Below are 24,603 nucleotides of genomic sequence, written 5' to 3' on the forward strand. Positions count from 1 at the left end.
GTCGTTGAAATCATACAGCCAACGGCAGCGCCGCTCGCACGGCCAAGCAACGCGGCGGTCGGAGAAATGTAACGAAGCGTGTCAATTGCGTCGGGAGTGTGTCGCTGAACCTTACAATTTTGAACAGCGGCGGCGGGTCTCGGTCACAACTGCTTGATTTTGCGCGAGGCGTGCTGGTGGCACCAATTTTGCCAATCCGTGACTCGTCCCGGCAGCCTGCCCCGCTGCGCCGCCTCTGTGGCGGCGCGCCAAGGCTCGGCTGCCGAGATGGCTGCGCCAATCGACGCAGCGCGGCCGTCTGACGAGAGCGTCGGAGCTGGGAGGATGAGCATGCCGGACGACGTCTCCTCGGCGTTCCAGGTTGACATCGACATGGGCGAGGTCAGCGGGGCTACGACGCTGGCACGACCCGCGGTGGGCCCGCGCGCCGTCAACAAGCGGGCGCCAACCCATGCGGATGCCGCAGTCGGACGTCGCATCCGCGATTACCGGGTGGCGGTCGGCATGGCCCTCGCCGAGCTGAGCAGCCGGGTCGGCGTCTCGCAGCCACAGCTCTATCGCTACGAGTCCGGCCTCACCCGAGTGGCAGCCAGTCGCCTGATCGCGATATCGGAGGCGCTCGGCGTCTCGGTGGAGGCTCTGACCAGCCGTGGCGACGCCTCGCCCCAGCGCAAGGTCGGCGGCGGGACGGAGGTGGACCTGCTCCTGCGGGCCTTCAACAGGATCGGCCAGCCGGAACGGCGCAGCGCGCTGATCGCGCTTGCTAGGTCCATGGCCGACACCGACGCATCATCTCCCGCCTGAGCTTGCCGCGGCGGACAATGCAGCGCTGCAACCTGCGCCGGCCGCGCTGACCAGGCAGACTTCGCGCGGCAGCGTCGGGCTGGAAGCTTGGCGCAGGCGGCCTACCCTGCGTCACGCTGTCCATTTTTTGTCATGATTTCTCGCGCTCGGAGCGTGGTGCACCTGCCGTTAACCCGCCCCGCGGTAGAGGCCTGCATGGCCCGCGGGCCGCGGCAGCGCTTGCCGGGGCTTGGTTTCGCGGCCGCATTGGCGGGGCGCGACATGGTTCCGGGCATGGTCTGCGGTGGTGTGCGGCAGGCCCTGCTGGCCGGATCCGTTGCGTTTCGGACAACTACCAATAGGTCGGCAGATGCGCTAAAGGTCGTACCGTGAGCAACCCCTGGGCGTGTCCGCATCGCCTTCAGGGTTGCCGGTATCTGAATACAGGAGGCAGGGCATGAGGTTGTGTCCGTTCCGCTTACTCCGTGCCATCGTCCTCGTGCTGCCCTTGGCCGCAGTCGGCTGCGCGGACGGGGCCGGGAGCACCGGGCCCGTTGTGGCCGCGACTGCCCCGGGTTCGGCCCCGGACTATGTGATCGGTCCGGGCGATTCGCTGTCGGTCTTCGTCTATCGCTCGCCCGAGTTGAGCATGGAAGTGCCGGTGCGGCCGGATGGCCGCATCTCGCTGCCGCTGGTGGCGGATATCGCCGCCGCGGGACTCACCCCGGTGGAACTCTCGCGCCAGCTCGAAGGGCGGCTGCGCGAGTTCGTGCGCGAGCCGAACGTGACCGTCATCGTGCGCTCCTTCGTCGGGCCGACCAGCCGGCAGATCCGCATCGTGGGCGAGGCGGCGCAGCCGCGCAGCATTCCCTTCCGCGAGGGCATGACGGTGCTCGACGCGCTGATCGAAAGCGGCGGCCTGACCCGCTACGCAGCCGGCAACCGGGCGCGGCTGATCCGCCGCGAGGGCGAGGCGCAGCAGGTGCTGTCGCTGCGCCTGAACGACCTGCTGCGCGACGGCGATATCTCGCAGGACATGCCGCTTCGCGCTGGCGACACGATGGTGATCCCGCAGGGCTGGTTCTGACGCGATGAACCAGCTCCTCGTCCAGATCCGGCAGTATGCCGCATCCGGCTGGCGCCATCGCTGGAAGGCGTTGGGGCTGGCCTGGGTGGTTTGCCTGGGCGGCTGGATGTACGTCTATACGCTGCCCAACGAGTACCGCGCCTCGACGCGCATCTATGCCGATGCCGACGTCATCCTCAGCCAACTGCTCAGCGGCATCGCGGTGGATAGTCGGCCGCAGAGCCAGGTGGAGCTGCTGCAGCGCACCCTGCTCAGCCGCCCCAACCTGGAGCGCGTGGCCAGCCGCACCGGTCTGGACCTGCGTGCCGACAGCGCCTCGGCGCGCGAGCGGCTTCTGACCGGCATGGAGGGCAACGTTCGCATCCAGGCGCAGACCCGCAACCTGTTCACCATTACCTTCACCGACAACGACCCGCGCATGACGCATGCGGTGGTGCAGGCCCTTCTGACCCTGTTCATGGAGCAGGCGACCGCCAACGATCGGCTGCAGATGGAGAATGCGCGAGCCTTCATCGGCCAGCAGCTCGCCGCCTATGAGGCGCAGCTGCGCGAGGCCGAGCAGCGCCGCGCCGAGTTCCGCGCCCGCTACACGGATCTGCTGCCCGGGGAGGGCGGCGGGTCCGGCCTGGAACAGGCGCGGGGCCGGCTGACCGCCCTGCGTGGCGAGTTGCAGGATGCCGCCCAGCGCCGCGATGTGCTGCGCCAGCAGCTCGAGGCGACGCCACAGACGCTGCGCGCCCAGCTCGGCGGCGCCGGCGACCCTCGGATTCTCGAAGGCGAGCGCCAGCTGCGCGAGCTTCTGTTGCAGTACACCGAACAGCACCCCGCGGTGGTCGCGGCGCGCAGCGCGCTGGCGGACCTGCGCTCGGGCCGCGTCGCACCGAGCGGTGGCGGTGCCGCGGTCGGCCCGCCGGTGGCCAACCCGGTCTATGAGCAGCTGCGTGTCCGCCTGCTCGATACGGAATCGACGATCGCCTCGCTCGAGCGGCGCGGCCGCGAGGCGGAAGCGCAGGTCGCCCGGCTGGAGGCGCTGGCGCGCACCGTGCCGCAACTCCAGGCGCAATTCGCCGCGCTCGACCGCGACTACGACGTGTTGCGCCGCGCCTATGAGGAATTGCTGCAGCGACGGGAATCGGTGCAGATCGCGGGTGCCGCGCGCTCCGGTGCGGACCGTGTGCGGCTCGAGATCGTGGACCCGCCGATCGTCCCCAACGAACCGGTCGGGCCGAACCGCGTGCTGCTTGCCTCCGGCGTGCTGCTCGGCGGGCTCGGCGCCGGCGTGCTGCTGGCCTTCCTGCTGGTGCAGCTGGATCGCAGCTTCTACACGCTGCACGACCTTCGCAAGCTCGGCCTGCCGGTGATCGGCAGCATCTCCTCGACGGCGCCGCGGCGCAGCCAGGTGCTGCCGGCGGCTGCCTTCTCCTTCGGCCTGGCGGTGCTGCTGCTGGCCTTCGGTGCCGTCACCGCCGCGGGTCCGGCGCTGATCGCCCGCCTACCCTCCCTCGTCGCGAGGTTCCTGGCGTGACAGTCCCGACACCATCCCGCCACCTCGTCGAACGCGCGATGGAGGCCATGCAGGGCAGCATGGCCAGCGACCTTCGCCCGCGCAGTGGCCGCGCCGAGGGCGGGGCCGCCAGCCTTGATGCGGTCCGCCCGGCGCCGCCCGCCGGCCCGGCGGAGACCGCCGCGCCCGCGACGGCGACGGCCGACGCGGCGCCCGCGGATGCCACCGCGCCGGCCATCGACCTCGATACGCTGCGCAACGCCGGCTTCGTGGTCACCGGCGCCGGCGCAGCGCGCAGCCGGGTGACCGAGGAATTCAGCGTGGTGCAGCACCAGGTGCGGCGCACCGTGCAGGCGACCAGCAGCGCCGAGGGCCGGATCGCCCAGTTGGTGCTCGTCACCAGCGCCAAGCCTGGCGAGGGCAAGACCTTCTGCTCCATGAACGTCGCGGCGCGTCTGGCGCTGAGCGCGCCCGAACTCGTCGTGCTGGTGGATGGCGACGGCAAGCAGCAGGGGTCGCTGACCAACCTGCTCGGCCAGGAAACCAAGCCCGGGCTGCGGATGCTGGCCACCGACGCGGCACTGCGACCGGAGCCGCTGTTGCTCAGCACGGCGATCGAGCGGCTCAGCTTTCTGCCTTACGGGCCCGGCCTGCCGGGGGTCTCCGAACTGCCATCGGGCGCCATGCTGGCCGCGGCCGTCGCGCGGATGGCGGCGGCGCTGCCGAACCGGATCTTCATCTTCGACGCGCCGCCCTGCCTCTACACCAGCGAGCCCAGCGCCCTCGCCTCCGTCGCCGGGCAGGTGCTGATCGTGGTGCGGGCGGAAAGCACGCAACGCGAGGAGGTGGAAGCCGCCCTCGACATGGTCGAGAGTTGTCCGACCCTGCAGCTGGTCCTTAACCAGACCCGCATGGCAACAAGCAACACCTTCGGCGCCTATGGCTACTACGGGTACGGCTACTACCGTGGCTGAACGCCGCACGCCGCGGTGCCGCCGCCGGCTGAGCGCCGCCCTGTGCGTGCTCATCGGCGCACCGGCGCTGGTCGCCGGCCTGCCTGCCCAGGCCCAACAGGCCGCGCCGGGCAGCAGCCCTCTCGGGCTGTTCGGGCCCTCGGCGCCGCCGCCGGGCCCGTTCGGCACGCCGGCCGCGCCGGGCGGTGTCGATTCCACGCGCTTTTGGCTGCCGCAGCTCTACCCCGACCTGCCCGTCGGCGGGGCACCGCCGGCCGGTGCGCCGCCGCAGGTCTGGAGCATCCGGCCGAGCATCGAAGTCAGCGTTGCCGCCACAGACAACCTGCGCGGGTCGGTGCGCGATCGCGAGGCGGACCTCTACGGCATCATCAGGCCGCAGATCACCCTCGCGGCGGATTCCCGCCAGCTGGTCGGCGCCTTCACCTATCGGCCGAGCCTGCGCCTCTACATGAACAACAGTGACCAGAACCGCCTGGACCATCTTCTGGCCGGGCAGGGGACGGCGACGCTGGTCGAGGACCTGCTGTTCCTCGACGTGAGCGGCAGCGGCGATGCGCGGTCGGCGTTCGGCGGCTTCGGTGAGACCGGCGAGCTCGGCGACGACAATTTCGACCGGCAGGATCGTGTCCAGACCACGACCTACCGCATCTCGCCCTACGTCATGCAGCGCTTCGGCGGCCTGGCGACGGCACGGGTGGGCTACGCCTTCCGCCAATCCTTCCAGAGCGGGCGCGACGCCTTCCTTCCCGGCTCGAACACACCCTTCTTCACCAGCCAGGACTTCATCTCTCACGAGGGCTTTGCACAGCTGGCCTCGGGCGAGGATTGGGGACGCCTTGGCTGGGATGCGCAGACCTCCTGGACCACCTTCGAGGGCTCCGGCGTCTATGACGGCGCGCATCGCCACCTGCACATCCTCGCTCTGCGCTATCAGCTGGATCGGCGCTTCGCGCTGACCGCCGAGGGCGGCTGGCAGGACGAGCGCTACGCCGGTGTGCGCCCGTTCGAGATCCAGGAACCGGTCTGGAGCGTCGGCGTGCGCTACACGCCGAACGACGACGGCTTCCTCAGCGTGCGCTACGGCCAGCGCGACGGCTTCGAATCCGCAGCGGTGGATGGCAGCCTGAATGTCGGCGTGCGGACCCGCCTGTTCGTGAGCTACAATGAGCAGCTGGGTGCGCCGTTTCGGCGGCCCGGCGAGAGCAGCGGCTTCGGCCTCGCCCCGGGCCTGCGGGTGGACGCCTTCGGCAACATTGTGGACGCTGCCACCGGCGTCCCCGTCTCGCTGCTCGACGACCGGCTGCGCAGCACGCAGAGCAATGTCTTCCGCACCCGCCGCGCTACTATCGGCCTCAGCCAGGCCTGGCCGCGGGACACCTTCACCGCGGCGCTGTCGCACGAGGAGCGCGATCCGGTCGCGGTCGCGCAGGGCACCACCGCCTTCGCCGAAGACACCAGCTCCGTCACCCTGGTCTGGACGCGTGAGCTTGAGCCCGGCCTGGCGCTCACCACTTCGGGCCGCGTCGGCATCACCGAACGCGAGGGGCAGGACGAGAATATGAGCTACGTCTTCCAGGCCGGTCTCTCCAAGGTGATCTCGCCGCGCCTGTCGGGCTCCGTGCAGTATCAGTTCTCGCAGCGCGAGAACTACTTCCAGGGTGGCAGCGCGGTGCAGAACACCATCATCGTCACGCTGCGCCAGCTCTTCTGAACAGGTCCCGCGCGGATGCACATCGACGCCTACGGCTTCCGCGATCATCCGTTCCTGATGACGCCGGATGCCCGGCTGTTCTTCCCGAGCTCGGTGCACAGCCGCGCCCATGCGCATCTGATGTACGGCCTGGCACAGGGCGAGGGCTTCGTGGTGGTGACCGGCGAGGTTGGCGCCGGCAAGACCACGCTGGTGGAGCGCTTCTGCTCGGAGCTCGACCCCGAGACCTTCGTCGTCGCGCGCATCATGACAACACAGGTCGCCGGCGACGATCTGCTGCGCCTGGTGGCGGATGCCTTCGGCGTGCAGGCCGAGGGCGACAAGGCCACCGTGCTGCGCGGCATCATCGCCGCGCTGCGCAAGGCGGAGCGGCGCCACGTGCTGATCGTGGACGAAGCGCAGGCCCTCACCCCCGCGGGGCTCGAGGAGCTGCGCATGCTCTCCAACATCACCGATGGCGGGCGGGCACTGCTGCAGACGATCCTGCTCGGCCAGCCGGAGCTGCGCCGCGTGATCGCCAGTCCAGATCTCGACCAGCTTCGCCAGCGCATCCTCGCCTCCTTCCATCTCGGCGGGCTGTCGCGCGAGGAGACGCGCTCCTACGTCGAACACCGGCTGCGTGCGGTGGGATGGACCGGCAACCCGAGCTGGGACGATGACGCCTTCGAGGTGATCTTCCGCCATACCGGCGGCATCCCGCGCCGGATCAACCGGCTCTGCTCCCGCGTGCTTCTGGCGGGCGCGCTGGAGAAGTCGCCGCACCTGACCGCCGACCTGGTGGAGTCGACGGCGCTGGAGCTGGAGGAGGATCTCGGCGGCATCTCGGTGCGCGACGCGATCTTCGCCCAGCCGCGGATCACGCCGGAGATCGAGGCGCAGCTCGATGCCCTGACCCATCGCATCGAGACGCTGGAACGCACGATCGCGCGCCGTGAGCGGGTGTTCAACCGGCTGATGGAGTTCCTCTCCGAGCTCAGCGGGGCGCGCCGATGAGCAAGTCACCAACGATCACGGGGTCAATCATCACTGGGCCGACCGTCAACGCGATGAGCGTGGATGTCGAGGACTGGTTCCAGGTCCAGGCCTATGCCGGGGCGATCCGCCGCGACGCCTGGGAGGGTCTCGACCGCCGCGTCGAGGCGAATACCGAGCGCGTGCTGGCGCTGTTCGCGGAGGCCGGCGTGCGCGCCACCTTCTTCACCCTCGGCTGGGTGGCGGAGCGGCATCCGGGGCTGGTCCGCCGTATCGTGGCCGCCGGCCACGAGCTGGCCAGCCATGGCCATGGCCATGAGCTGGTGCACCAGATCGGCGAGGCCGGCTTCCGCGCCGATATCCGCCGCGCCAAGCGCGTGCTGGAGGATGCCGGCGGCGTCGCGGTGCGCGGCTACCGCGCGCCCACCTTCTCGATCGGGCCGCGGCTGACGCCCTGGGCGCACACCGTCCTGGCGGAGGAAGGGCACGCGTACAGCTCGTCGCTGTTCCCGATCCGCCACGATCTCTACGGCGACGCCGAGGCGCCGCGCGGCCCCTACCGCCCGCATCCGGACGGCGTGGCGGAACTGCCGATGACCACGGTGCGCGCGCTGGGGCGCAACCTGCCCTGCTCGGGCGGCGGCTGGTTCCGCCTGGTGCCTTATCCGGTGTTCCGCACCGGCCTGCGCCGCGTGAACGAGGTCGAGCGGCAGCCCGGCATCTTCTACTTCCACCCCTGGGAGGTGGATCCGGCGCAGCCGCATGTGCCGGAAGCCGGGCGGCTGTCGCGCTTCCGGCACCGCACCGGGCTCGGCAGCATGGCGCAGCGGCTTGGGCATCTGCTGCGCGACTTCCGCTGGGGCTGCATGGACGAGGTCTTCGCTGCGGCGATCGGCGGGAAGGCGGAGCCGGCGCCCCGCCGCCAGGCGGCCTGAGGCCTGGAGCGCGGTCATGCCGGTGAGGATCCGCGAGTTCGACGCTGCCTCGGCCCCCGCCTGGGACGCCTTCGTCCGCGCAACGCCGGCGGCAACCTTCTTCCACCTCTCGGCCTGGGCCGAGGTGATCCGGCGCTCCTTCGGCCACCCAACGCACTACGTCTTCGCCGAGCGCGACGGCGCCATCCTCGGCGTACTGCCGCTGGCGCGGATGAAGACCCTGCTGTTCGGCGACCTGCTCGCCTCCACGCCCTTCTGCGTCTATGGCGGCACGGTCGCGGTGGAGGAGGAGGCACGCGCCGCGCTGGAAGCGCATGCGATGGCGCTGCGCGAGAAGCTCGGCAGCCCGGCGCTGGAGTTCCGCCGCCGCGAGGCCGCGGATGCCGGTTGGACCGGGCGCCCACCGCTCTACTTCACCTTCCGCAAGCCGATCGTGGCCTTCAGTGACGACACCAAGGGGATGGAGAAGAACATCCCGCGCAAGCAGCGCGCGGAGGTGCGCAAGGGGCTGAACCGCTTCGGACTGCGCTCGGTCTCCGACAGCAACACCGACGGGCTGCACGCGCTCTATGCCGAGAGCGTGCGCAACCTTGGCAGCCCGGTCTTCCCGCGCCGCTACTTCCGCGCGCTGGCCGAGGCCTTCCCGCGCGAGCACGACGTGACCACGGTGCTGCAGGAGGACCGGCCGGTCGCCGCGGTGCTGAACTTCCACTTCCGCGAGGAGGTGCTGCCCTATTACGGCGGCGGCACGCGGGAGGCGCGCGGGCTTTCGGCGAATGACGTGATGTACTGGGAGGTGATGCGCCGCGCGCATCGCGAGCGTGGTGCCACGCTGTTCGATTTCGGCCGCAGCAAGGCCGGCACCGGCGCCTTCGACTACAAGCGGAACTGGGGCTTCGAGGCGGAGGAACTGCACTACTGCTACCGCCTGGCCGCGGGCGCGCGCATCCCGGAGAACAACCCGAACAACCCGAAGTACCGGCTGTTCATCGCCGCCTGGAAGCGCCTGCCGCTGCCGGTGGCGAACCTGCTCGGGCCACCGCTGGTCAGGGGGTTGGGCTGATGCGACGCGTCGGCCGGCCGCCGTTGCAGTGGCGGCAGCAAACATGACGGCATTCCGGCGCGCCGAGGGCGCCGACTACCTCGGCGCCCGCCGGCGACGACGGCTGGAGATGCCGGCCGGCCGCCGCCTGCCGACCGCGGCGTTCATCCGGGCTGCCGAGGCGCTGATCGGCGCATTCGCCGGGCCGCGGGACGGCGGATGACGCGCCGCCTTCTCTTCCTCGCGCACCGCATCCCCTATCCGCCCGACAAGGGTGAGAAGATCCGCGCCTGGCACATCCTGGAACACCTGGCGCGAAGCTGGCAGGTGGAGGCCGGCTTCCTGGTGGATGACCGCGCCGATCTCGCGCATCTGCCTGTGCTCGAACGCAGCTGCGCGGCGGTGGAGTGGCGGCCGGTGCTGTCCCGCTGGGGCAAGGCGGCGCGCGCGCTGCTGCGCACCCGGCCCGGCAGGCCGCTGACCCTCGGCTGGTTCCACGAGCCCTCGCTGTTCCGCTGGGCGCAGCGCGGGCTGGGGGAGGGACGCTACGATGCGGTCTTCGTCTATTCCTCCGCCATGGCGCCCTATGCGATGGGACCCGCCGCGCAGCGCCACCGGCCGGTGCGGGTGCTCGACATGGTGGATGTCGACTCCGAGAAATGGCGCGCCTACGCCGCCAGCGCCAAGCCGCCGATGCGCCAGGTCTGGGCGCGGGAGGCGCGCACGCTGCTCGACCTGGAGCGCCGTGCGGCGAAGGAATTCGAGCGCACGATCTTCGTCTCGGCGGAGGAGGCCAGGCACTTCGCCGCGCTGGCGCCGGATTGCGCCGACCGGCTGGGCTTCGTGGACAACGGCGTGGACCTGGCGCGGCTCGACCCGGCAGTGGACTATCCGAACCCCTATCCCGGCGGTGCGCCGGCGATCGTCTTCGTCGGCACCATGGGCTACCGGCCGAATGTGGATGCGGTGGTCTGGTTCACAGACCACGTGCTGCCGCTGCTGCGCGCGACGCCTCTGGCCGGCGGCGCGCTGCCCGAGTTCCACATCGTCGGCGCCAACCCCTCGGCCGCGGTGCAGGCGCTGGCGCAGCGCCCGGGCGTGCATGTCACGGGCGGCGTGCCCGATGTGCGGCCCTACGTGATCCATGCCGGTGTGTCGGTGGCGCCGCTGCGCATCGCGCGCGGCATCCAGAACAAGGTGCTGGAGGCGATGGCGCTGGCGCGCCCCGTGGTCGCCTCGCCGCAGGCCTTCGAGGGCGTGCGCGCGACGCCCGGCCGCGACCTGCTGGTGGCGGACGGCGCGGCGGAGATGGCGGCGCGGGTGCGGGAGGTGCTGGAGGGCCGGCACCCCGGCCTCGGCGTCGCCGCACGGGCGGCCGTTGCGGCGGGGCATGACTGGAACGCGGCGCTGCGCGGGCTCGATGCGATGCTGGCTGGCGAAGGCCCGCCAGTCGCGATGCTGGAGGCGGGCGCGATGACGGCGTGTCTGCCGCCGTCCGGATACGCGCGCCGCCGCTGAGGCGCCACGCCGCGTCCGGGTGGGTCTGGGCACCGAACGGGACGCGCCAGCGCGCGGTCGCGAGTTGCACCGTGTTGCGAATGGGGCTGATGACCAGCCCTGTGCTGGCCCTGGGAACTGCCGAGGCGGCATTCGCCGCGCCGGTCCAGCCGGTTGCCGCTACCGGCTTCGCGGCCGAGATCGGCGCGCGGCTGCGCTGGGGGCGCCACCGGATTCGCTTGGCTGCGTCGGCGATGGCGAACCACGCCGGCTTCGGCTTCTTCGCTGTCAGCATCTCGGGCAACGAGAGTGGCAGCACGGGACGGTCGGAGGTGACGAACCTTTCCATCAACAGCACCGCACGGGCGAGCATCGCACCGGGCGGAGCCTTCACAGAGGCCTTCTACCGGCCATCCGACCATGGCCTGGTGGGCGACAGCGTCATCGGCGGCGACGTGAAGGCCGATGCCTTTCGGCATCAAGCGCGCAATTGCCGTCTGGCGACGGCGCGGCGAGTATGTCCCTCGGCAGCCCGCGCTGCCTGACCTGCTGCAGCGTCGGGCGGCGGAGCGGGGGCATCACCGGCGTGGCGGCGCCAGGGCGAAGGCGGATGGAAGGCGCATCGGCATGACGGATCGCCCGGCGGCGGCCGCGGTGGTGTTGGGTGCACCCCAGCGTCGTGCCGACGCATCGCACGCGCCGGTGCCGCGCTGCCTGATGGTCTGCCACACCTTCCCGCCGTTGATCGGCGGCTCGGCCGGCGTCTATGCCGCGCTGGCCCGGGAGGCGAGGGGCGCGATCGCGGTGCTGACCTCTCGGCTCGATCCTGCGACCGGGCGTGAGCGACCGGGCTGGCGTGAGGCCGATGCGGCTGTCGGTCACCCGCTTCGGCGCATCGGCCTGGTGCGGCCGCCGCTGCCGGGCGGCGCCTTCCGCAACAGGCTGCTCCGCCACGCCGCATGGGGTCTGCGCGCGCTGCGCCTGGCGCTCGCTGTCGCGGCCGAGGCACGGCGACATCGCGCCGATGCCGTCTGCGTCTGCGACGACGAGACGGTGGGCTGGCTGGTGCCCTTCGTCCGCCGTGTGCTGCGGCGCCGGGCGCTGATCTACTGCCATGGCGACGATCTGGTGCAGACCGATCCCGCAGCGCGCCGCGTCCGCGCCCGATGGTTCGCCGAGGCCGATCTGGTGGTGGCCGCCGGCGGCTTCCCGGCGGCGCAACTCGCTGCGCTCTATGGCGTGCCGCAAGCGCGTATCGCGGTGCTGCCGAACGGTGTGGATCTCGACCGCTTCCGTCCGCTGCTGCCCGATCCCGCGCGTTGCGCCGCGCTGGGTGTGGAAGGCCGGCGCGTGATCCTGGCACCGACGCGGCTGGTGCCGCGCAAGGGGGTGGACCGGCTGATCACGGCGATGCCAGCCATCCGCGCGCGCCATCCGCGGGCGATCCTGGTGGTCGCCGGCGACGGGCCGCAGCGCGCGGACCTCGAAGCCCTGGCCGAGGCGGCCGGCGGCGCCATGGCGGTACGCTTCGCCGGCGCCATCCCGGCAGCGGAAATGCCGGCGCTCTATGCGCTGGCCGAGTTCGTCGCCCTGCCGAACCGCGCCGAGCCCGGCGAGAGCGACGGCACGCCGCTGGTCTTCCTGGAGGCCAATGCCTGCGGCCGCCCGGTCATCGGCGGCCGCGCCGGCGGCACGGCGGAGGCGGTGCAGGATGGCCGCAACGGCCTTCTGGTGGAGGGCGAGGACGTCCCGGCCATTGCCGCCGCTGCGCTGCGGCTGCTCGATGACGCCGCGCTTGCCGCCCGTCTCGCTGCTGGCGGGCTGGAAGCGGCGCGCGAGGCGAGCTGGGCGGTGCGCGCCGCCGCATTCCTCGCACTCTGCCGCCGGGCATAGTGTCCCGATTCCGAAGTCCTTCGGCTTTCGTTCCCAGGCCAATAGCCTCTTTTTCCAGTGGCCTGCTTGGCCCTTCCGTTCGTCGGTAGAGCCGCCGAACGGAGGGGATGGGACACCAGCAGCCTGTCGGGTTCAGCGCTGCTGAACAGCATGCCCGGTCCTCCCGGCGGCGTCTGCAAGACCTGGTCCACACCTCGTCGTCCCGCGTCCCGGCCGCTGTCGTCGGTGCCGGGGGGCAGGTTTCTGCCGCTCGCGGCAACGGGGCACCTCGCGCATGCGTTGGTGGGGCACAGGGCCCAGAGGAGACGGGGATGGCAGAGCAGAAGCGCCAGGGCACGACCGACCCGAAGCTTCCGGACGTGGCCGGCACGTATCCAGGCGACGATGCACCTCCGGGCACGGCTGGCACGGGCGAGGATATCTGCCCGGAGTGCGGAGGCACCGGCCGCATCCGGGACCAGGACTGCGCAACCTGCGGCGGCTCCGGCAAGGTTATCAAAGGTATCGCAGGGGGCTGACCCGGGTTCGGCGGCAACGCGCCGGTGGGCGGTCTCCATGACGCACCGGCCTGGGCTCGTTCGAGGTTCCCGCCAGAGAGTTGGTCGGCTGTCGCCCTTGACTGCGAGGCTCGTGCGTGTCGCCGCCGGGCATCGCACGACCAGCAGCACTGCATCCGTCCCACTCATCGAGATCGACGTGCCCGGCAATCGGCGGGGCGGTGTTCGCGCGGCGGCACGATCTCTTCAGAGCAGCCTTGCTGCTGATATGCTCGGCTTCGTGATGGCAGACCCATTCCACCTCGAGCGCTTTGTCCAGGCGCAGGATGCGGTGATCGAGGATGTCCGCCGCGAATTGCGGGCGGGGCGGAAGCGCACCCACTGGATGTGGTTCGTGTTCCCGCAGCTCCGCGGATTGTCGAGCAGTCCGACTGCACAGTATTACGCTCTCGCCTCCCTTGCCGAAGCACAGGCCTACGTGGCGCATCCCCTCCTGGGCTCGCGGCTCATCGAGTGCAGTGAACTGGTCCGCGCCATACAGGGCCGATCCGCGCGTGAGGTCTTCGGCAGTCCGGACGATCTGAAGCTCCGCTCGTCGATGACGATCTTCGCAGCTGCCTGCCCGGAGACCCCGGTGTTCGCCGAGGTGCTGCGGCAGTATTTTGGAGGTGAGCCGGACCCGCTGACCATCGACCTGCTTGCCAAGGGCTGACAAGGCCCTGCCGCCCCCCCCCGGTGCAGGCGGACATCCCGGGCGCGGATCCGAAAGGTCGCGGCATGTCTCCGGATGCCGATCCTCGACTGCCGACCTCTGCTGCTCCAGCGGCAGCGCAGGCTGGGAGGCGCTCCAGCACGGCTGCACTTCGTGGATGCCGGGAGCATGCAGCTGGAGCGCCGCGCGCCTGATTCGGATCACGCGCAACGCTCCGGCTTTTTGGTCGCAGAGCGGATCCACCCCTTCGGGCGGTTCCGCCCTCCGGCGATCTGCCTTAGTGCCCCCGCAGGATCTGCGACAGGAACAGCTGGAGGCGGTCGGTCTGCGGGTTGCTGAAGATCGCCTCCGGCTCGCCGCTCTCGACGATCTCGCCCTGGTCCATGAACACCACCCGGTCGGCCACCTGGCGGGCGAAGCCCATCTCGTGCGTCACGACGATCATGGTCATGCCGGTGCCGGCCAGCATCACCATGGTGTCCAGCACCTCCTTGATCATCTCCGGGTCGAGCGCCGAGGTCGGCTCGTCGAACAGCATGATCTTCGGCTTCATGCAGAGCGCGCGCGCGATCGCCACGCGCTGCTGCTGGCCGCCGGAAAGCTGGCCCGGATACTTCTTCGCCTGCTCTGGGATGCGCACGCGCTCGAGGTACTCCATCGCCAGGTCCTCCGCCTCCCGCTTCGGCATGCGGCGGACCCAGATGGGGGCGAGGGTGCAGTTCTCCAGCACGGTCAGGTGCGGGAACAGGTTGAAGCTCTGGAACACCATGCCGACTTCGCGGCGGATGGCGTCGAGGCTGCGCAGGTCGTCGGTGAGCTCGATGTTGTCCACCACGATCCGGCCTTCCTGGTGCTGTTCCAGGCGGTTGATGCAGCGGATCATGGTGGACTTGCCGGAGCCCGAAGGGCCGCAGACCACCACGCGCTCGCCGGTGGCGACGGTGAGGTTGATGTCGCGCAGCACATGCAGCGCGCCGAACCATTTGTTCACGCCCTCCAGCACGATGGCGGGCGGTGCATCGGCCCGCATGGCGGAGGCGATTTGTGCCTCGGTGATCGTCTCGCCCATTCCAAACCCCCTGCGTTCCGGCCTTCCGGCCGATCGTTCTAGATGCGCCGCGGGCGGCCGGGCTGCAACCCGGCCGGCCGCGTTCAACGGCGCCGGTGCCGGTTCAGGTCGCGTTCCAGGTCCTGGCTGTATTTGCTCATCGCGAAGCAGAAGACGAGGTAGATCACGCCGACGGTGATGTAGACCTCGATGCCGAAGCCCTGCCAGGCGGGCTCCACGATCGCGGTCTTGCCGGCGGTCAGCAGGTCGAAGATGCCGATGATCAGCACCAGCGAGGTGTCCTTGAAGAAGCCGATGAAGGTGTTGACCAGCGGCGGGATCACCAGCCGCAGCGCCTGCGGCAGGATGATGAACCCGGTCTTCTGCCAGTAGGTCAGGCCAAGTGCATCCGCCGCCTCGTACTGGCCGCGCGGCAGCGCCTGCAGGCCGGCGCGCACCACCTCCGCGAGATAGGCGCCGGCAAACAGCGTGATCGCCACCTGCGCGCGCAGCAGCTTGTCGATGTTCATGTCCTCCGGCAGGAAGAGCGGGAACATCACGCTGGCCATGAACAGCAGCGAGATCAGCGGCACGCCGCGGATGAGTTCCACGTAGAGCACGCAGAGCATCTTGATCGCCGGCAACTTCGACCGCCGCCCCAACGCCACCAGGATCGCCAGCGGGAAGGCGAAGGCCAGCCCGAAGGTGGAGAGGATCAGCGTGATCGGCAGCCCGCCCCAGCGCTCCTGCGGGACGTATTCCAGGCCGAACACGCCGCCCCACATCAGGATGCCGATCGCCGTCAGCGTTACCGCCCAGATCGGCACCAGCGTCCAGTTCCAGAATCGCCGCATCGCCGAGACGATGTAGAGCCCGACGAACAGCAGGCAGACCAGCAGCGGCCGCCAATGCTCCTCGTAGGGGTAGGTGCCGAACAGGATGAAGCGGTGCTTCTCGTGGATCACCGCCCAGCAGGCGCCGACGCCCTTGATCTCGCGGCAGGCCTGGGTCTGCGCCTGGCCGTTGACCACTGGCACCGACCAGATCGCATTGATGAAGGCCCATTCGACGAAGCCGATGGTCCAGCGCACGATGAGATACGCCAGCACCAGCGTGACCGCGGTGGAGATCCAGCTGTTGAAGAGGTTCGCCTTCGCCCAGGCGATCGGGCCGACGACATGGGTCGGCGGCAGGCGCGGCGCGGACGCCTCGCCGGGGACGCGGGCGGCGGCGGTGGTCAGCGTGATGTCGCTCATCGCCTCAGCGCTCCACCAGCGCGATGCGCGCATTGTACCAGTTCATGAACAGCGAGATGGAGAGGCTGATCGTCAGATAGACCAGCATGATGATGGCAATGCCCTCGATCGCCTGGCCGGTCTGGTTCAGCGTGGTGTTGGCGATGCTGACGATGTCCTGGTAGCCGATCGCCACCGCCAGCGAGCTGTTCTTCGTCAGGTTCAGGTATTGCGAGGTCATCGGCGGCACGATCACGCGCAGCGCCTGCGGCAGCACGATGCGCTTCAGGATCTCGCCGCGGCGGAGGCCGAGCGCCTCCGCCGCCTCCCACTGGCCGGTGTTCACCGCCAGGATGCCGGCGCGAACGATCTCGGCGATGAAGCCGGCGGTGTAGGTGACCAGGCCGATCAGCAGGGCGAAGAATTCCGGGCTCACCGTGATGCCGCCGCGGAAGTTGAAGCCGCGCAGCGCCGGGATGTCCGGCGTGAAGGGCGCACCGAAGGCCGCCCAGACCGCCAGCGGCAGGCCGAGGATCAGCGCCAGGCCCGCCGGCCATACCTTGCGTGGCCGGCCATCCGCGTATTGCCGCCGCCGCATCTCCCGCGCGTAGAGCCGGGTCAGCACGATGCCGAGGACCATCGCGGCCAGCGACCACCAATGCGCCGCGTTCCATTCGATGAAAGGCAGCAGCATCCCGCGGTTCGACAGATAGACCCCTTCGACCGGGGTCAGCGCCTGGCGTGGCCCGGGAAGCCCCTGCAGGATGGTGTACCAGAACAGCAGCTGCAGCAGCAGCGGCAGGTCGCGGATCACCTCCACGTAGAAGCCGGCCAGCTTCGACAGCAGCCAGTTGTTCGACAGCCTCGCGATGCCGACCAGCGTGCCGAGCAGCGTGGCCAGCACGACCCCGATGATCGCCACCTTCAGCGTGTTCAGCACGCCGACCGTCAGCGCGCGGAGATAGGAATTGGTCGGGTTGTAGGGGATCAGGCTCTCGCCGATCGGCAGGCCCGCCTCGCGCTCAAGGAAGCCGAACCCGGTGGCGATCCGCCGCACTTCCAGGTTGTGGACCGTGTTCTGCCACAGCCACCAGAACACCGAGACCACGACCCCGACCACCAGCACCTGCCAGACGATGCCGCGCAGGCGCTCGTCGCCCCAGGACAGGCGCAGCCTGCGTCTGGGCGGCCCGGCCGTGGCGAGACGGGGATGTGCGGCGGAGGAGGACATGCGTCTATCCCGTCATGGCACAGGCTACGCCCGGCGGGGCGGTGCTCCGGGCCGGAGCCCGGAGCGCGGAGCAAGAAGGGGGCCACGGCCCATGTCCATGGCCCCCGGATACCTCACCTGAAGGGCGGCGAGTACTGCAAGCCGCCCTGCGTCCACAGGGCGTTCGGACCGCGCTGGACGCCGATCGGCTCCAGGTGGCGGGCGAACATCTCGCCGTAGTTGCCCAGCTCCTTGATGATGTTCGCCATGAAGTTGTTGTTCACGCCGAGCATCTGGCCGAGGTCGCCGCTGCGGCCGAGCATCCGCTGCACCTCCGGTCGCGGGTCGTTCTGCGCCGCCTGCTGCACGTTGGAGGAGGTGATGCCGAGTTCCTCGGCGTTCACCAGGCCGTTGTGGACCCAGCGGACGAGGTCGGCGAAGCGCTGGTCCCCATGGCGCACCAGCGGCCCGAGCGGCTCCTTCGAGATCACTTCGGGCAGGATGACGTGCTCGCGCGGGTTCGGCTGCACGGCGCGGGTGGAGGCCAGGCCGGAGACGTCGGTCGTGTAGACGTCGCAGCGGCCGGAGACATAGGCCTGCACCACCTCCTCCAGCCGCTCGATCACCACCGGTGAAAAGCGGATGTTGCTGGCGCGGGACCAGTCGGTCAGGTTCTGCTCCGTCGTCGTGCCGGGCTGCACGCAGATCGTGGCGCCGTCGAGTTCGCGCGCGCTCCGCACGCCTGCGCTCGCCCGCACCATGAAGCCCTGGCCGTCATAGAAGTTGATGGCAGGGAAGTCGAAGCCCAGGCTGGTGTCACGCGACAGGGTGTGCGTCGTGTTGCGCGCCAGCATGTCCACCTCGCCCGACTGCAGCGCGGTGAAGCGCGCCTGCGCCGTGGTCGGGACGTAGCGTACCTTGCTCGCATCGCCGAACAAGGCAATGGCGACGGCGCGGCAGTAGTCCACGTCGAAGCCGCGCCAGACGCCCTGGCTGTCGGGCTGGGCGAAGCCGGCGAGGCCGGTGGTCACGCCGCAGACCAGCGTTCCGCGGTTGCGGATCGCCTCGAGCGTCGCGGCGTTGTTGTTGGCCGCCGGGTTGTTGGCCGCCGGCGCCTGCTGTGCCAGGGCGGGGACGGCGACTGCAGCCGCGAGGGCAATGCCCCCGACGGCGCGCACCATGCTTCGGCGCAATGCCTGCATCGAGAATGCTCCCTTTCGTGACCGGTGCCGCCATTGCGGCCCGGCTGCTCTCCCGTTTGCGCACCGATGCTGCGCCAGCGCGCCACCGGGATCAACGCGTTATTCTTTCGCGGTGCCGCCCCCTTCACGTCAACTCACCCCCCCTTCACGGCGCCGCTGCCGGGGTGCGAGAGGATCGGGCCGGACCGACGGAGGGGACCCATGCGGATCATCGAAGCCGAGGAAGTGCGGCGCGGCCTGCCGTGGGACGCGCTTGAGGCGGGACTGGAGCGGATGTTCCGGGAAGGCTGCGAGGCGCCGCTGCGCCATCGCCACCCGCTGCCGCAGCCCGACGCGCCGGAGGGGATGCTGCTGCTGATGCCCGCCTGGGAACTGCCCGGCACGCCCGGCCGCCGGCACAGCGGCGTAAAGATCGTGCATGTCCTGCCCGGGAACGGGGCACGCGGCCTGCCGGCGGTGCAGGCCTCCTACCTGCTCTCGGATGCCGGCACGGGGGAGGCGCTGGCGCTGCTGGATGGCGGTGAGTTGACCGACCGGCGCACCGCCGCCGCCAGCACGCTGGCCGGGCGCTTCCTGGCCCGGCCCGACAGCCGGCGGCTGCTGGTGCTCGGCGCCGGCCGGGTCGGTGCCGCCCTCGCCGAGGCCTGGTGCGCCCGCTTCCCGATCGCCGAGGTCGCCATATGGTCTCGCCGGGCGGAGCCCGCGGCCGCCCTCGCGGCACGGCTGGCCTCGCACGGCCTGCCGGCGCGCGCCGCGGCCACGCCGGACCCGCGCGGCTTCGACATCGTCTCCACCGCCACCCTCTCGGAGGTGCCGCTGGTGCGGGGGGCGGAGGTGGATCCGGGCACCCATGTGGACCTAGTCGGCACCTTCCGCCCGACCATGCGGGAGAGCGATTCGGCCTTGCTGGCACGCGCCACGCTGGTCGTGGACACCCGCGCGGGCGGGCTGGCGGAGGCCGGCGACGTGGTGCAGGCGATCGCCGAGGGCGCGATCACCGAGGCGCATGTTGCTGCCGATCTCGCGCAGCTATGTCGCGGGCAGCATCCCGGGAGGCAGGATGCGCGGGAGGTGACCGTCTTCAAGTCGGTCGGCTGGGCGGGCGAGGACCTGGCCGCGGCGATCCTCGCCTGCCGCGCCGCCTAGCCCGGCGGCCGCCGCATAGGTAGTCGTACGCAGTGGGCGCTGCCGCGCGCCGTGCCAAGTGCCTTCCAAGAGAAAGCAGGTCCGTCCGGGTGCTGCGCAGATCGGCGGACAAGGGAGGCGACCATGTCCGGCACACCTTTCGTCGCACGACGCCACTTCATCCTGGGCGCGGCGGGCGCCGGCACGCTTGCCGGCCTCGGTGGCCGCGCGACCGGCGCCGCGGAGGGCGCTACCCGACTGCCCGATTACGTCTCCTGGAAGGATCCGGAGACGCTGATCGTGCACAGCCCGCGCACGCTGGAGATGAAGCGTGACGCTTTCGGCAGCAGCGGCGTCACCCCCGCCGACCAACTCTATATCCGCAACAACCTGCCGGCGCCCGATGCGCGCATCGTGCAGGACCGGGATGCCTGGGAGGTCTCCTTCGAAGGCGTGCGCAACCCGCGCAGCATGACCCTCGGGGAGTTGCGGCAACTCGGCGTGGAGAGCGTGGCGGCGGTGCTGCAATGCTCCGGCAATGGCCGCGCCTTCTTCGACCATCAGGCGAGCGGCACGCAGTGGACAGTCGGCGCCGCCGGCAACCTGTTCTGGAGCGGCGTTCCGCTGCGCAGGGTGGCGGAGGCGCTCGGCGGCGTGGCCGATGGAAGGCGCTTCATCACCGCCCGCGGCGGCGAGGCGCTGCCCGACGGCATCGATCCGAACACGGTGATGGTGGAACGCTCCGTGCCGCTGGCGGCGCTGGACCGCGCGCTGCTGGCCTGGGAGATGAACGGCAGCCCGGTGCCGCTCGCCCATGGCGGGCCGCTGCGGCTGGTGCTGCCCGGCTACTACGGCATCAACAACGTGAAATACGTGAAGCGCCTGGCCTTCACCGAGCAGGAGAGCGAGGCGGCGATCCAGCGCACCGGCTACCGGGTCCGCCCGGTCGGCCAGCGCGGCGCTCCGGACCAGCCCTCGATGTGGGAGATGGCGGTGAAGTCCTGGGTGACGCATCCGCTGCGCGAGACGGAGAACGGGCCGGTGCAGATCCTCGGCGTCGCCTTCGGGGGCGACAAGGCGCTGCGGCGCGTCGAGGTCTCGACCGATGGCGGGACGAATTGGCGGGAGGCGCGGCTGCTGGGCCCCGATCTCGGCCGCTTCGCCTGGCGGCCCTTCGCGCTGCAGGCCGAACTCCCGGCTGGCAGCCACCTGGTCGCCAGCCGCGCCACCGATGCGGAGGGGAACACCCAGCCCGAGACATTCCCGCCGAACGAGCGCGGCTATGCGCATAATGGCTGGCGCGACCATGCGGTGGAGGTGACGGTCGGCTGACGCGGATGCGAGCCGTCGTGCTTCTGCTGGTCGTGATGGTGGCTGCCGCCGCGCGTGGCGATGACGCGCCGGATGGCCGGCGTATCTTCACCGCCGGAGCGGCGCCGCCCTGCGGCGTCTGCCACACCCTGGCGGCAGCCGGGACCGAGGGCGAGATCGGCCCGAACCTCGACCAGCTGAAGCCCGACAGTGGCCGCGTCCGCCGGGCGGTGACCAGCGGGCCCGGCAGCATGCCGGCCTATGACTCGCTCAACGAGGCGGAGATCGAGGCGGTGGCGCGCTACGTGGCGGAGGTCGCCGGCAAGGGCTGACCGAATCGCTAAGGCCGGATCAGCGCCAGGCCGGAGACCGGATCATGGACGCGGCGCAGATGCGCCGGGGATTCCGCGATCATCACCTCCAGCGTCGGCCGCACCCGCGCCTCGCCGAGGTCGCCGCCGACCAGGCTGCCGTCGCGCCGGCCGAGCACCGCATGCAGGTGCAGCTTCGGCTTGCCCTCCGGGTCCAGCGCGATGTCGCCGTTCAGCGAGACTACCTCCACCTGCTCCTCGACGGGGATCGGCTGGTAGTCCTTCGTCTCCCAGTCGAAGAAGCGCACCGTCGCGCGCTCGAAGGCGCCGATCGCGGTGACCTGGGCAGCCGAGAGCCGCTGCTCCTCGGCGAAGCGGCCGAGGCAGTCTCGAATCTCGTCGCCGCGCTCCAGCACGACGGCGAAAATCCGCTGGCCGTGCGCCTCATGTATCATTCTCGCCTGCATGCCGAACCTCCCACCCTGCGGTTGCGCGCCGGCGATGCCGACTGCTGTGCAACGAAGCCGCGCCCCGCGCGGTTCCGCGTCGCGCAACGGGACCGCGCCTGCCACGTTGGCCTGTCATCGGCCCGATGCGCCGCGCCGGCGTGCGGTGGCAGCGAAGGAATCGAGCAGCATGGCAAAGACGGTCAGCGACTTCATGTGGGAGAGGCTGCATGACTGGGGCGTGCGGCGGGTCTTCGGCTATCCCGGCGATGGCATCAACGGCCTGATCGGCGCGCTGGACCGTGCCAGCGAGCGGATCGACTTCGTGCAGGTCCGGCACGAGGAGATGGCGGCCTTCATGGCCTCCGCGCACGCCAAGTATACCGGCGAGGTCGGCGTATGCCTTGCCACCAGCGGCCCTGGCGCGATCCACCTGCTGAACGGCCTCTACGATGCGCGGCTGGACCATATGCCGGTGCTGGCGATCGTCGGTCAGCAGGCGCGCGCAGCCCTCGGCGGCCATTACCAGCAGGAGGTGGACCTGCTCTCCTTGTTCAAGGACGTGGCCGGCGCCTTCGTGCAGCAGGCCAGCGTGCCGGCGCAGATCCGCCATCTGGTGGATCGCGGCATGCGCATCTGCATGGCGGAGCGCAAGGTCGGCTGCATCATCATGCCGAACGACCTGCAGGAACTGGACGCGGTCGAGCAGCCGCCGCGCTCGCATGGCACGATCCATTCCGGCATCGGCTACCGCCGCCCGCTGGTTATCCCGGTGCAGTCGGAGATCGAGCGCGCGGCGGAGGTACTCAACGCCGGGTCGAAGGTGGCGATGCTGGTCGGTGCCGGCGCGCTGCAGGCGACCGACGAGGTGATCGCGGTCGCCGAGCGGCTCGGCGCGGGCGTCGCCAAGGCGCTGCTCGGCAAGGCGGCGGTACCGGATGGCCTGCCCTTCGTCACCGGCTCGATCGGCCTGCTCGGCACGCGGCCGAGCTGGGAGATGATGACGGAATGCGACACGCTGCTGATGGTCGGCAGCGGCTTCCCCTATTCGGAGTTCCTGCCGAAGGAAGGCCAGGCGCGCGGCGTGCAGATCGACATCGAGCCCGGCATGCTGAGCCTGCGCTACCCGATGGAGGTGAACCTCGTCGGCGACAGCCGTGCGACGCTCGAGGCGCTGCTGCCCCTGCTCAAGCCCAAGGCCGACCGCGGTTGGCGCGAGCGGATCGAGAAGAATGTCGCCGAATGGTGGCAGGTGCTGGAAGGCCGCGCCATGCACGACGCCGATCCGCTCAACCCGCAGCGCGTGTTCTGGGAGCTGTCGCCGCGGCTGCCCGACCGCTGCATCATCGCGGGCGATTCCGGATCGCACACCAACTGGTATGCACGGGACGTGAAGATGCGGCGCGGCATGATGGCCTCGCTCTCCGGCGGACTGGCGACCATGGGTTCGGGCATGCCCTATGCCGTGGCGGCGAAGTTCGCGCATCCCGACCGGCCGGTGCTGGCGATCTGCGGCGACGGCGCGATGCAGATGAACGGCCTGAACGTGCTGATCACCGTGGCCAAGTACTGGCAGCGCTGGGCGGATCCGCGCCTGGTGGTGCTGGTGCTGAACAACCGCGACCTGAACCAGGTGACCTGGGAGCAGCGCGCCATGGCGGGCGACCCCAAGTTCGTCGGCAGCCAGGCGGTGCCCGACTTCCCCTATCACCGCTTCGCCGAGATGGTCGGCCTGCGCGGCATTTTCGTGGACAAGCCGGAGAATGTCGCTGCCGCATGGGACCAGGCCTTCGCGGCGGACCGGCCGACGGTGGTGGAGTTCTACACTGACCCGAACGTGCCGCCCTTGCCGCCGCACATCACGCTTAGCCAGGCGAAGGCGCTGATCTCCTCGATGTTCGGCGAGCCGGAGCTCGGCAGCGTGCTGAAGAACACTGCACGCGAGATCATCTCCTCCGTCGCGCCGGCTGCGACCACGCCGGCGAAGGAGAAGAACAGGGAAAAGTCCTGAGGCTGCGATGCGGAGCGCGGCGCCGATCGAGCGCGTCGCGGCGCGCGCCTTCACCGTGCCGCTCGATGCGACCGAGGCGGACGGCACGCTCGCCTGGGACAGCACGACATTGGTGCTGGCCGAGGTGACCGCCGCCGGCCGCACCGGGCTGGGCTACAGCTACACCCATGCCGCGGCGCGCGAGATCATCCGCGATCCGCTCGCCGGCGTGCTCACCCGCCAGGACGCCTTCGCCACCACGCGGCTGTGGGATGCGATGCGGGTGAAGGTGCGCAATTTCGGCCATCAGGGCATCTGCGCCGCCGCGATCTCCGCGCTGGACGTCGCGCTGTGGGACCTGAAGGCGCGGCTGCTGGAGGTACCGCTCGCCGTGCTGATGGGGCCGGCGCGCGAGGCCTGCGCGATCTACGGCAGCGGCGGCTTCATCGGGATGACGCTGGAGGCGATGCAGGCGCAACTCGGCGGCTGGGTGAGCGACGCCGGCTGTTCCTGGGTGAAGATGAAGGTCGGCGATGACGCCGACCTGGCCGTGACCCGCATGCGCGCCGCCCGTGCGGCGATCGGCGATGCGGAGCTGATGATCGACGCCAACGGCGCCTGTACGCGCAAGGGTGCACTGCAACTGGCGCGGCTGGCGCAGGATCACGGCGTCACCTGGTTCGAGGAGCCGGTCCCCTCCGACGACCTCGCTGGCCTGCGGCTGCTGCGCGACCGCACGGCGCTGGAGATCGCGGCCGGCGAATACGGCTACGACCTCCTGCATTTCCGCCGGCTGCTGCGGGCGGAGGCGGTGGATGTGGTGCAGGCCGATGCCACGCGCTGCCTCGGCTACACCGGCTTCCTGCGCGCCGCGGCACTTGCGGATGCGCATGGCGTGCCGCTCTCGGCGCACACCGCGCCGGCACTGCACCTGCCGGTCTGCTGCGCCGCGCCGCGGCTTCGGCACATCGAGTGGTTCCACGATCATGTGCGGCTGGAGGCGATGCTGTTCGACGGCGCACCGTTGCCGAGCGAAGGGCTGATCCGGCCGGACCTGTCCCGGCCGGGGCATGGTCTGCAACTCCGCGCCGCCGACGCGCAGCGTTTCGAGGTCTGAT

At 70.5% G+C, this 24,603-nt stretch carries 24 protein-coding genes; 19 read left to right on the forward strand and 5 right to left on the reverse strand.

The features are described from left to right. The first annotated feature begins 330 nt into the window (after positions 1-330). From ACESM1_RS12990 to ACESM1_RS13055, 14 genes are all read left to right on the forward strand, one after another. Entirely contained in the window at positions 331-804 is a 474-nt protein-coding gene (locus ACESM1_RS12990) for a helix-turn-helix domain-containing protein (protein ID WP_372620677.1), read from the forward strand. Positions 805-1,339: 535 nt separating this feature from the next. After that, complete coding sequence (locus ACESM1_RS12995; RefSeq protein ID WP_372620679.1) at positions 1,340-1,870, forward strand: XrtA/PEP-CTERM system exopolysaccharide export protein; 531 nt, start codon at positions 1,340-1,342, stop codon at positions 1,868-1,870. A gap of 4 nt (positions 1,871-1,874) precedes the next feature. Beyond that, the gene (locus ACESM1_RS13000) at positions 1,875-3,395 is read left to right on the forward strand and encodes an XrtA system polysaccharide chain length determinant (protein ID WP_372620681.1); all 1,521 of its coding nucleotides are present in this window, start codon (positions 1,875-1,877) and stop codon (positions 3,393-3,395) included. Continuing rightward, positions 3,392-4,348 carry a hypothetical protein gene (locus ACESM1_RS13005; protein WP_372620683.1) on the forward strand — a complete coding sequence of 319 codons (957 nt, stop codon included), beginning with the start codon at positions 3,392-3,394 and terminating at the stop codon, positions 4,346-4,348. The genes ACESM1_RS13000 and ACESM1_RS13005 overlap by 4 nt, the downstream gene beginning before the upstream one ends. Next, on the forward strand, positions 4,341-6,059 hold the full coding sequence (locus ACESM1_RS13010; protein WP_372620685.1) for a TIGR03016 family PEP-CTERM system-associated outer membrane protein: 1,719 nt from the start codon (positions 4,341-4,343) through the stop codon (positions 6,057-6,059). The genes ACESM1_RS13005 and ACESM1_RS13010 overlap by 8 nt, the downstream gene beginning before the upstream one ends. Before the next feature lie 15 nt (positions 6,060-6,074). Further along, the gene (locus ACESM1_RS13015; protein WP_372620687.1) at positions 6,075-7,052 is read left to right on the forward strand and encodes an AAA family ATPase; all 978 of its coding nucleotides are present in this window, start codon (positions 6,075-6,077) and stop codon (positions 7,050-7,052) included. After that, positions 7,049-7,966: an XrtA system polysaccharide deacetylase gene (locus ACESM1_RS13020; RefSeq protein ID WP_372620688.1), complete on the forward strand. Its 918-nt coding sequence runs from the start codon at positions 7,049-7,051 to the stop codon at positions 7,964-7,966. The genes ACESM1_RS13015 and ACESM1_RS13020 overlap by 4 nt, the downstream gene beginning before the upstream one ends. 16 nt (positions 7,967-7,982) lie before the next feature. Then, positions 7,983-9,029 (forward strand): FemAB family XrtA/PEP-CTERM system-associated protein, encoded by a 1,047-nt coding sequence (locus ACESM1_RS13025; protein WP_372620689.1) that lies wholly within the window; start codon positions 7,983-7,985, stop codon positions 9,027-9,029. A gap of 43 nt (positions 9,030-9,072) precedes the next feature. Further along, positions 9,073-9,231: a hypothetical protein gene (locus ACESM1_RS13030; protein ID WP_372620691.1), complete on the forward strand. Its 159-nt coding sequence runs from the start codon at positions 9,073-9,075 to the stop codon at positions 9,229-9,231. After that, positions 9,228-10,526: a TIGR03087 family PEP-CTERM/XrtA system glycosyltransferase gene (locus ACESM1_RS13035; protein WP_372620693.1), complete on the forward strand. Its 1,299-nt coding sequence runs from the start codon at positions 9,228-9,230 to the stop codon at positions 10,524-10,526. Before ACESM1_RS13030 ends, ACESM1_RS13035 begins: the two co-directional genes overlap by 4 nt. Before the next feature lie 89 nt (positions 10,527-10,615). Then, the gene (locus tag ACESM1_RS13040; protein ID WP_372620695.1) at positions 10,616-11,050 is read left to right on the forward strand and encodes a hypothetical protein; all 435 of its coding nucleotides are present in this window, start codon (positions 10,616-10,618) and stop codon (positions 11,048-11,050) included. 82 nt (positions 11,051-11,132) lie between these two features. Then, entirely contained in the window at positions 11,133-12,398 is a 1,266-nt protein-coding gene (locus tag ACESM1_RS13045) for a glycosyltransferase family 4 protein (RefSeq protein ID WP_372620697.1), read from the forward strand. A gap of 311 nt (positions 12,399-12,709) precedes the next feature. After that, a complete protein-coding gene (locus ACESM1_RS13050) occupies positions 12,710-12,916 on the forward strand; it encodes a hypothetical protein (RefSeq protein WP_372620698.1) in 207 nt (68 codons plus the stop codon). A 112-nt stretch (positions 12,917-13,028) separates the two neighbouring features. Next, positions 13,029-13,607: a DUF1810 domain-containing protein gene (locus ACESM1_RS13055; RefSeq protein WP_372620699.1), complete on the forward strand. Its 579-nt coding sequence runs from the start codon at positions 13,029-13,031 to the stop codon at positions 13,605-13,607. A 277-nt stretch (positions 13,608-13,884) separates the two neighbouring features. Here the strand turns inward: ACESM1_RS13055 and ACESM1_RS13060 are convergent, their stop codons facing one another. The 4 genes from ACESM1_RS13060 to ACESM1_RS13075 all read right to left on the reverse strand — a co-directional run bounded on the left by ACESM1_RS13060 (position 13,885) and on the right by ACESM1_RS13075 (position 18,302). After that, entirely contained in the window at positions 13,885-14,637 is a 753-nt protein-coding gene (locus tag ACESM1_RS13060; RefSeq protein ID WP_372620856.1) for an amino acid ABC transporter ATP-binding protein, read from the reverse strand. A gap of 122 nt (positions 14,638-14,759) precedes the next feature. After that, a complete protein-coding gene (locus ACESM1_RS13065; protein WP_372620700.1) occupies positions 14,760-15,911 on the reverse strand; it encodes an amino acid ABC transporter permease in 1,152 nt (383 codons plus the stop codon). Between the two features lie 4 nt (positions 15,912-15,915). Next, the gene (locus tag ACESM1_RS13070) at positions 15,916-17,121 is read right to left on the reverse strand and encodes an amino acid ABC transporter permease (protein WP_372620702.1); all 1,206 of its coding nucleotides are present in this window, start codon (positions 17,119-17,121) and stop codon (positions 15,916-15,918) included. Between the two features lie 113 nt (positions 17,122-17,234). Continuing rightward, the gene (locus tag ACESM1_RS13075) at positions 17,235-18,302 is read right to left on the reverse strand and encodes an amino acid ABC transporter substrate-binding protein (protein WP_372620704.1); all 1,068 of its coding nucleotides are present in this window, start codon (positions 18,300-18,302) and stop codon (positions 17,235-17,237) included. A gap of 201 nt (positions 18,303-18,503) precedes the next feature. Between ACESM1_RS13075 and ACESM1_RS13080 the strand changes: the two genes are divergently transcribed. From ACESM1_RS13080 to ACESM1_RS13090, 3 genes are all read left to right on the forward strand, one after another. After that, a complete protein-coding gene (locus ACESM1_RS13080) occupies positions 18,504-19,448 on the forward strand; it encodes an ornithine cyclodeaminase family protein (RefSeq protein WP_372620705.1) in 945 nt (314 codons plus the stop codon). A gap of 123 nt (positions 19,449-19,571) precedes the next feature. Further along, on the forward strand, positions 19,572-20,759 hold the full coding sequence (locus ACESM1_RS13085; RefSeq protein WP_372620706.1) for a sulfite oxidase: 1,188 nt from the start codon (positions 19,572-19,574) through the stop codon (positions 20,757-20,759). Between the two features lie 17 nt (positions 20,760-20,776). Further along, complete coding sequence (locus ACESM1_RS13090; RefSeq protein WP_372620707.1) at positions 20,777-21,070, forward strand: c-type cytochrome; 294 nt, start codon at positions 20,777-20,779, stop codon at positions 21,068-21,070. Between the two features lie 8 nt (positions 21,071-21,078). On the opposite strand, the gene ACESM1_RS13095 is transcribed toward ACESM1_RS13090, so the two are convergent. Continuing rightward, the gene (locus ACESM1_RS13095; RefSeq protein ID WP_372620708.1) at positions 21,079-21,516 is read right to left on the reverse strand and encodes a PPC domain-containing DNA-binding protein; all 438 of its coding nucleotides are present in this window, start codon (positions 21,514-21,516) and stop codon (positions 21,079-21,081) included. A 169-nt stretch (positions 21,517-21,685) separates the two neighbouring features. On the opposite strand from ACESM1_RS13095, the gene ACESM1_RS13100 reads away from it, so the two are divergent. Together ACESM1_RS13100 and ACESM1_RS13105 are read left to right on the forward strand one after the other, a co-directional pair. Beyond that, positions 21,686-23,506 carry a thiamine pyrophosphate-requiring protein gene (locus tag ACESM1_RS13100; protein WP_372620710.1) on the forward strand — a complete coding sequence of 607 codons (1,821 nt, stop codon included), beginning with the start codon at positions 21,686-21,688 and terminating at the stop codon, positions 23,504-23,506. Positions 23,507-23,513: 7 nt separating this feature from the next. Continuing rightward, positions 23,514-24,602, forward strand: coding sequence for an enolase C-terminal domain-like protein (locus tag ACESM1_RS13105; protein WP_372620711.1), 1,089 nt, complete (start codon positions 23,514-23,516; stop codon positions 24,600-24,602). Position 24,603: the final 1 nt, after the last annotated feature.

Origin of the sequence: Falsiroseomonas sp. (assembly GCF_041690465.1) — a bacterium.
Taxonomy (GTDB): domain Bacteria; phylum Pseudomonadota; class Alphaproteobacteria; order Acetobacterales; family Acetobacteraceae; genus Falsiroseomonas.

Bases quoted from the DNA above. Each gene is read 5' to 3' on its own strand.
- ACESM1_RS13075 (WP_372620704.1), bottom strand. From the start codon at position 18,302: ATGCAGGCATTGCGCCGAAGCATGGTGCGCGCCGTCGGGGGCATTGCC.
- ACESM1_RS13065 (WP_372620700.1), bottom strand. From the start codon at position 15,911: ATGAGCGACATCACGCTGACCACCGCCGCCGCCCGCGTCCCCGGCGAG.
- ACESM1_RS13040 (WP_372620695.1), top strand. From the start codon at position 10,616: ATGACCAGCCCTGTGCTGGCCCTGGGAACTGCCGAGGCGGCATTCGCC.
- ACESM1_RS13000 (WP_372620681.1), top strand. From the start codon at position 1,875: ATGAACCAGCTCCTCGTCCAGATCCGGCAGTATGCCGCATCCGGCTGG.
- ACESM1_RS13025 (WP_372620689.1), top strand. From the start codon at position 7,983: ATGCCGGTGAGGATCCGCGAGTTCGACGCTGCCTCGGCCCCCGCCTGG.
- ACESM1_RS13095 (WP_372620708.1), bottom strand. From the start codon at position 21,516: ATGCAGGCGAGAATGATACATGAGGCGCACGGCCAGCGGATTTTCGCC.
- ACESM1_RS13030 (WP_372620691.1), top strand. From the start codon at position 9,073: ATGACGGCATTCCGGCGCGCCGAGGGCGCCGACTACCTCGGCGCCCGC.
- ACESM1_RS13045 (WP_372620697.1), top strand. From the start codon at position 11,133: ATGACGGATCGCCCGGCGGCGGCCGCGGTGGTGTTGGGTGCACCCCAG.
- ACESM1_RS12990 (WP_372620677.1), top strand. From the start codon at position 331: ATGCCGGACGACGTCTCCTCGGCGTTCCAGGTTGACATCGACATGGGC.
- ACESM1_RS13060 (WP_372620856.1), bottom strand. From the start codon at position 14,637: ATGCGGGCCGATGCACCGCCCGCCATCGTGCTGGAGGGCGTGAACAAA.
- ACESM1_RS13080 (WP_372620705.1), top strand. From the start codon at position 18,504: ATGCGGATCATCGAAGCCGAGGAAGTGCGGCGCGGCCTGCCGTGGGAC.
- ACESM1_RS13100 (WP_372620710.1), top strand. From the start codon at position 21,686: ATGGCAAAGACGGTCAGCGACTTCATGTGGGAGAGGCTGCATGACTGG.
- ACESM1_RS13105 (WP_372620711.1), top strand. From the start codon at position 23,514: ATGCGGAGCGCGGCGCCGATCGAGCGCGTCGCGGCGCGCGCCTTCACC.
- ACESM1_RS13015 (WP_372620687.1), top strand. From the start codon at position 6,075: ATGCACATCGACGCCTACGGCTTCCGCGATCATCCGTTCCTGATGACG.
- ACESM1_RS13020 (WP_372620688.1), top strand. From the start codon at position 7,049: ATGAGCAAGTCACCAACGATCACGGGGTCAATCATCACTGGGCCGACC.
- ACESM1_RS13035 (WP_372620693.1), top strand. From the start codon at position 9,228: ATGACGCGCCGCCTTCTCTTCCTCGCGCACCGCATCCCCTATCCGCCC.
- ACESM1_RS13085 (WP_372620706.1), top strand. From the start codon at position 19,572: ATGTCCGGCACACCTTTCGTCGCACGACGCCACTTCATCCTGGGCGCG.
- ACESM1_RS13070 (WP_372620702.1), bottom strand. From the start codon at position 17,121: ATGTCCTCCTCCGCCGCACATCCCCGTCTCGCCACGGCCGGGCCGCCC.
- ACESM1_RS13050 (WP_372620698.1), top strand. From the start codon at position 12,710: ATGGCAGAGCAGAAGCGCCAGGGCACGACCGACCCGAAGCTTCCGGAC.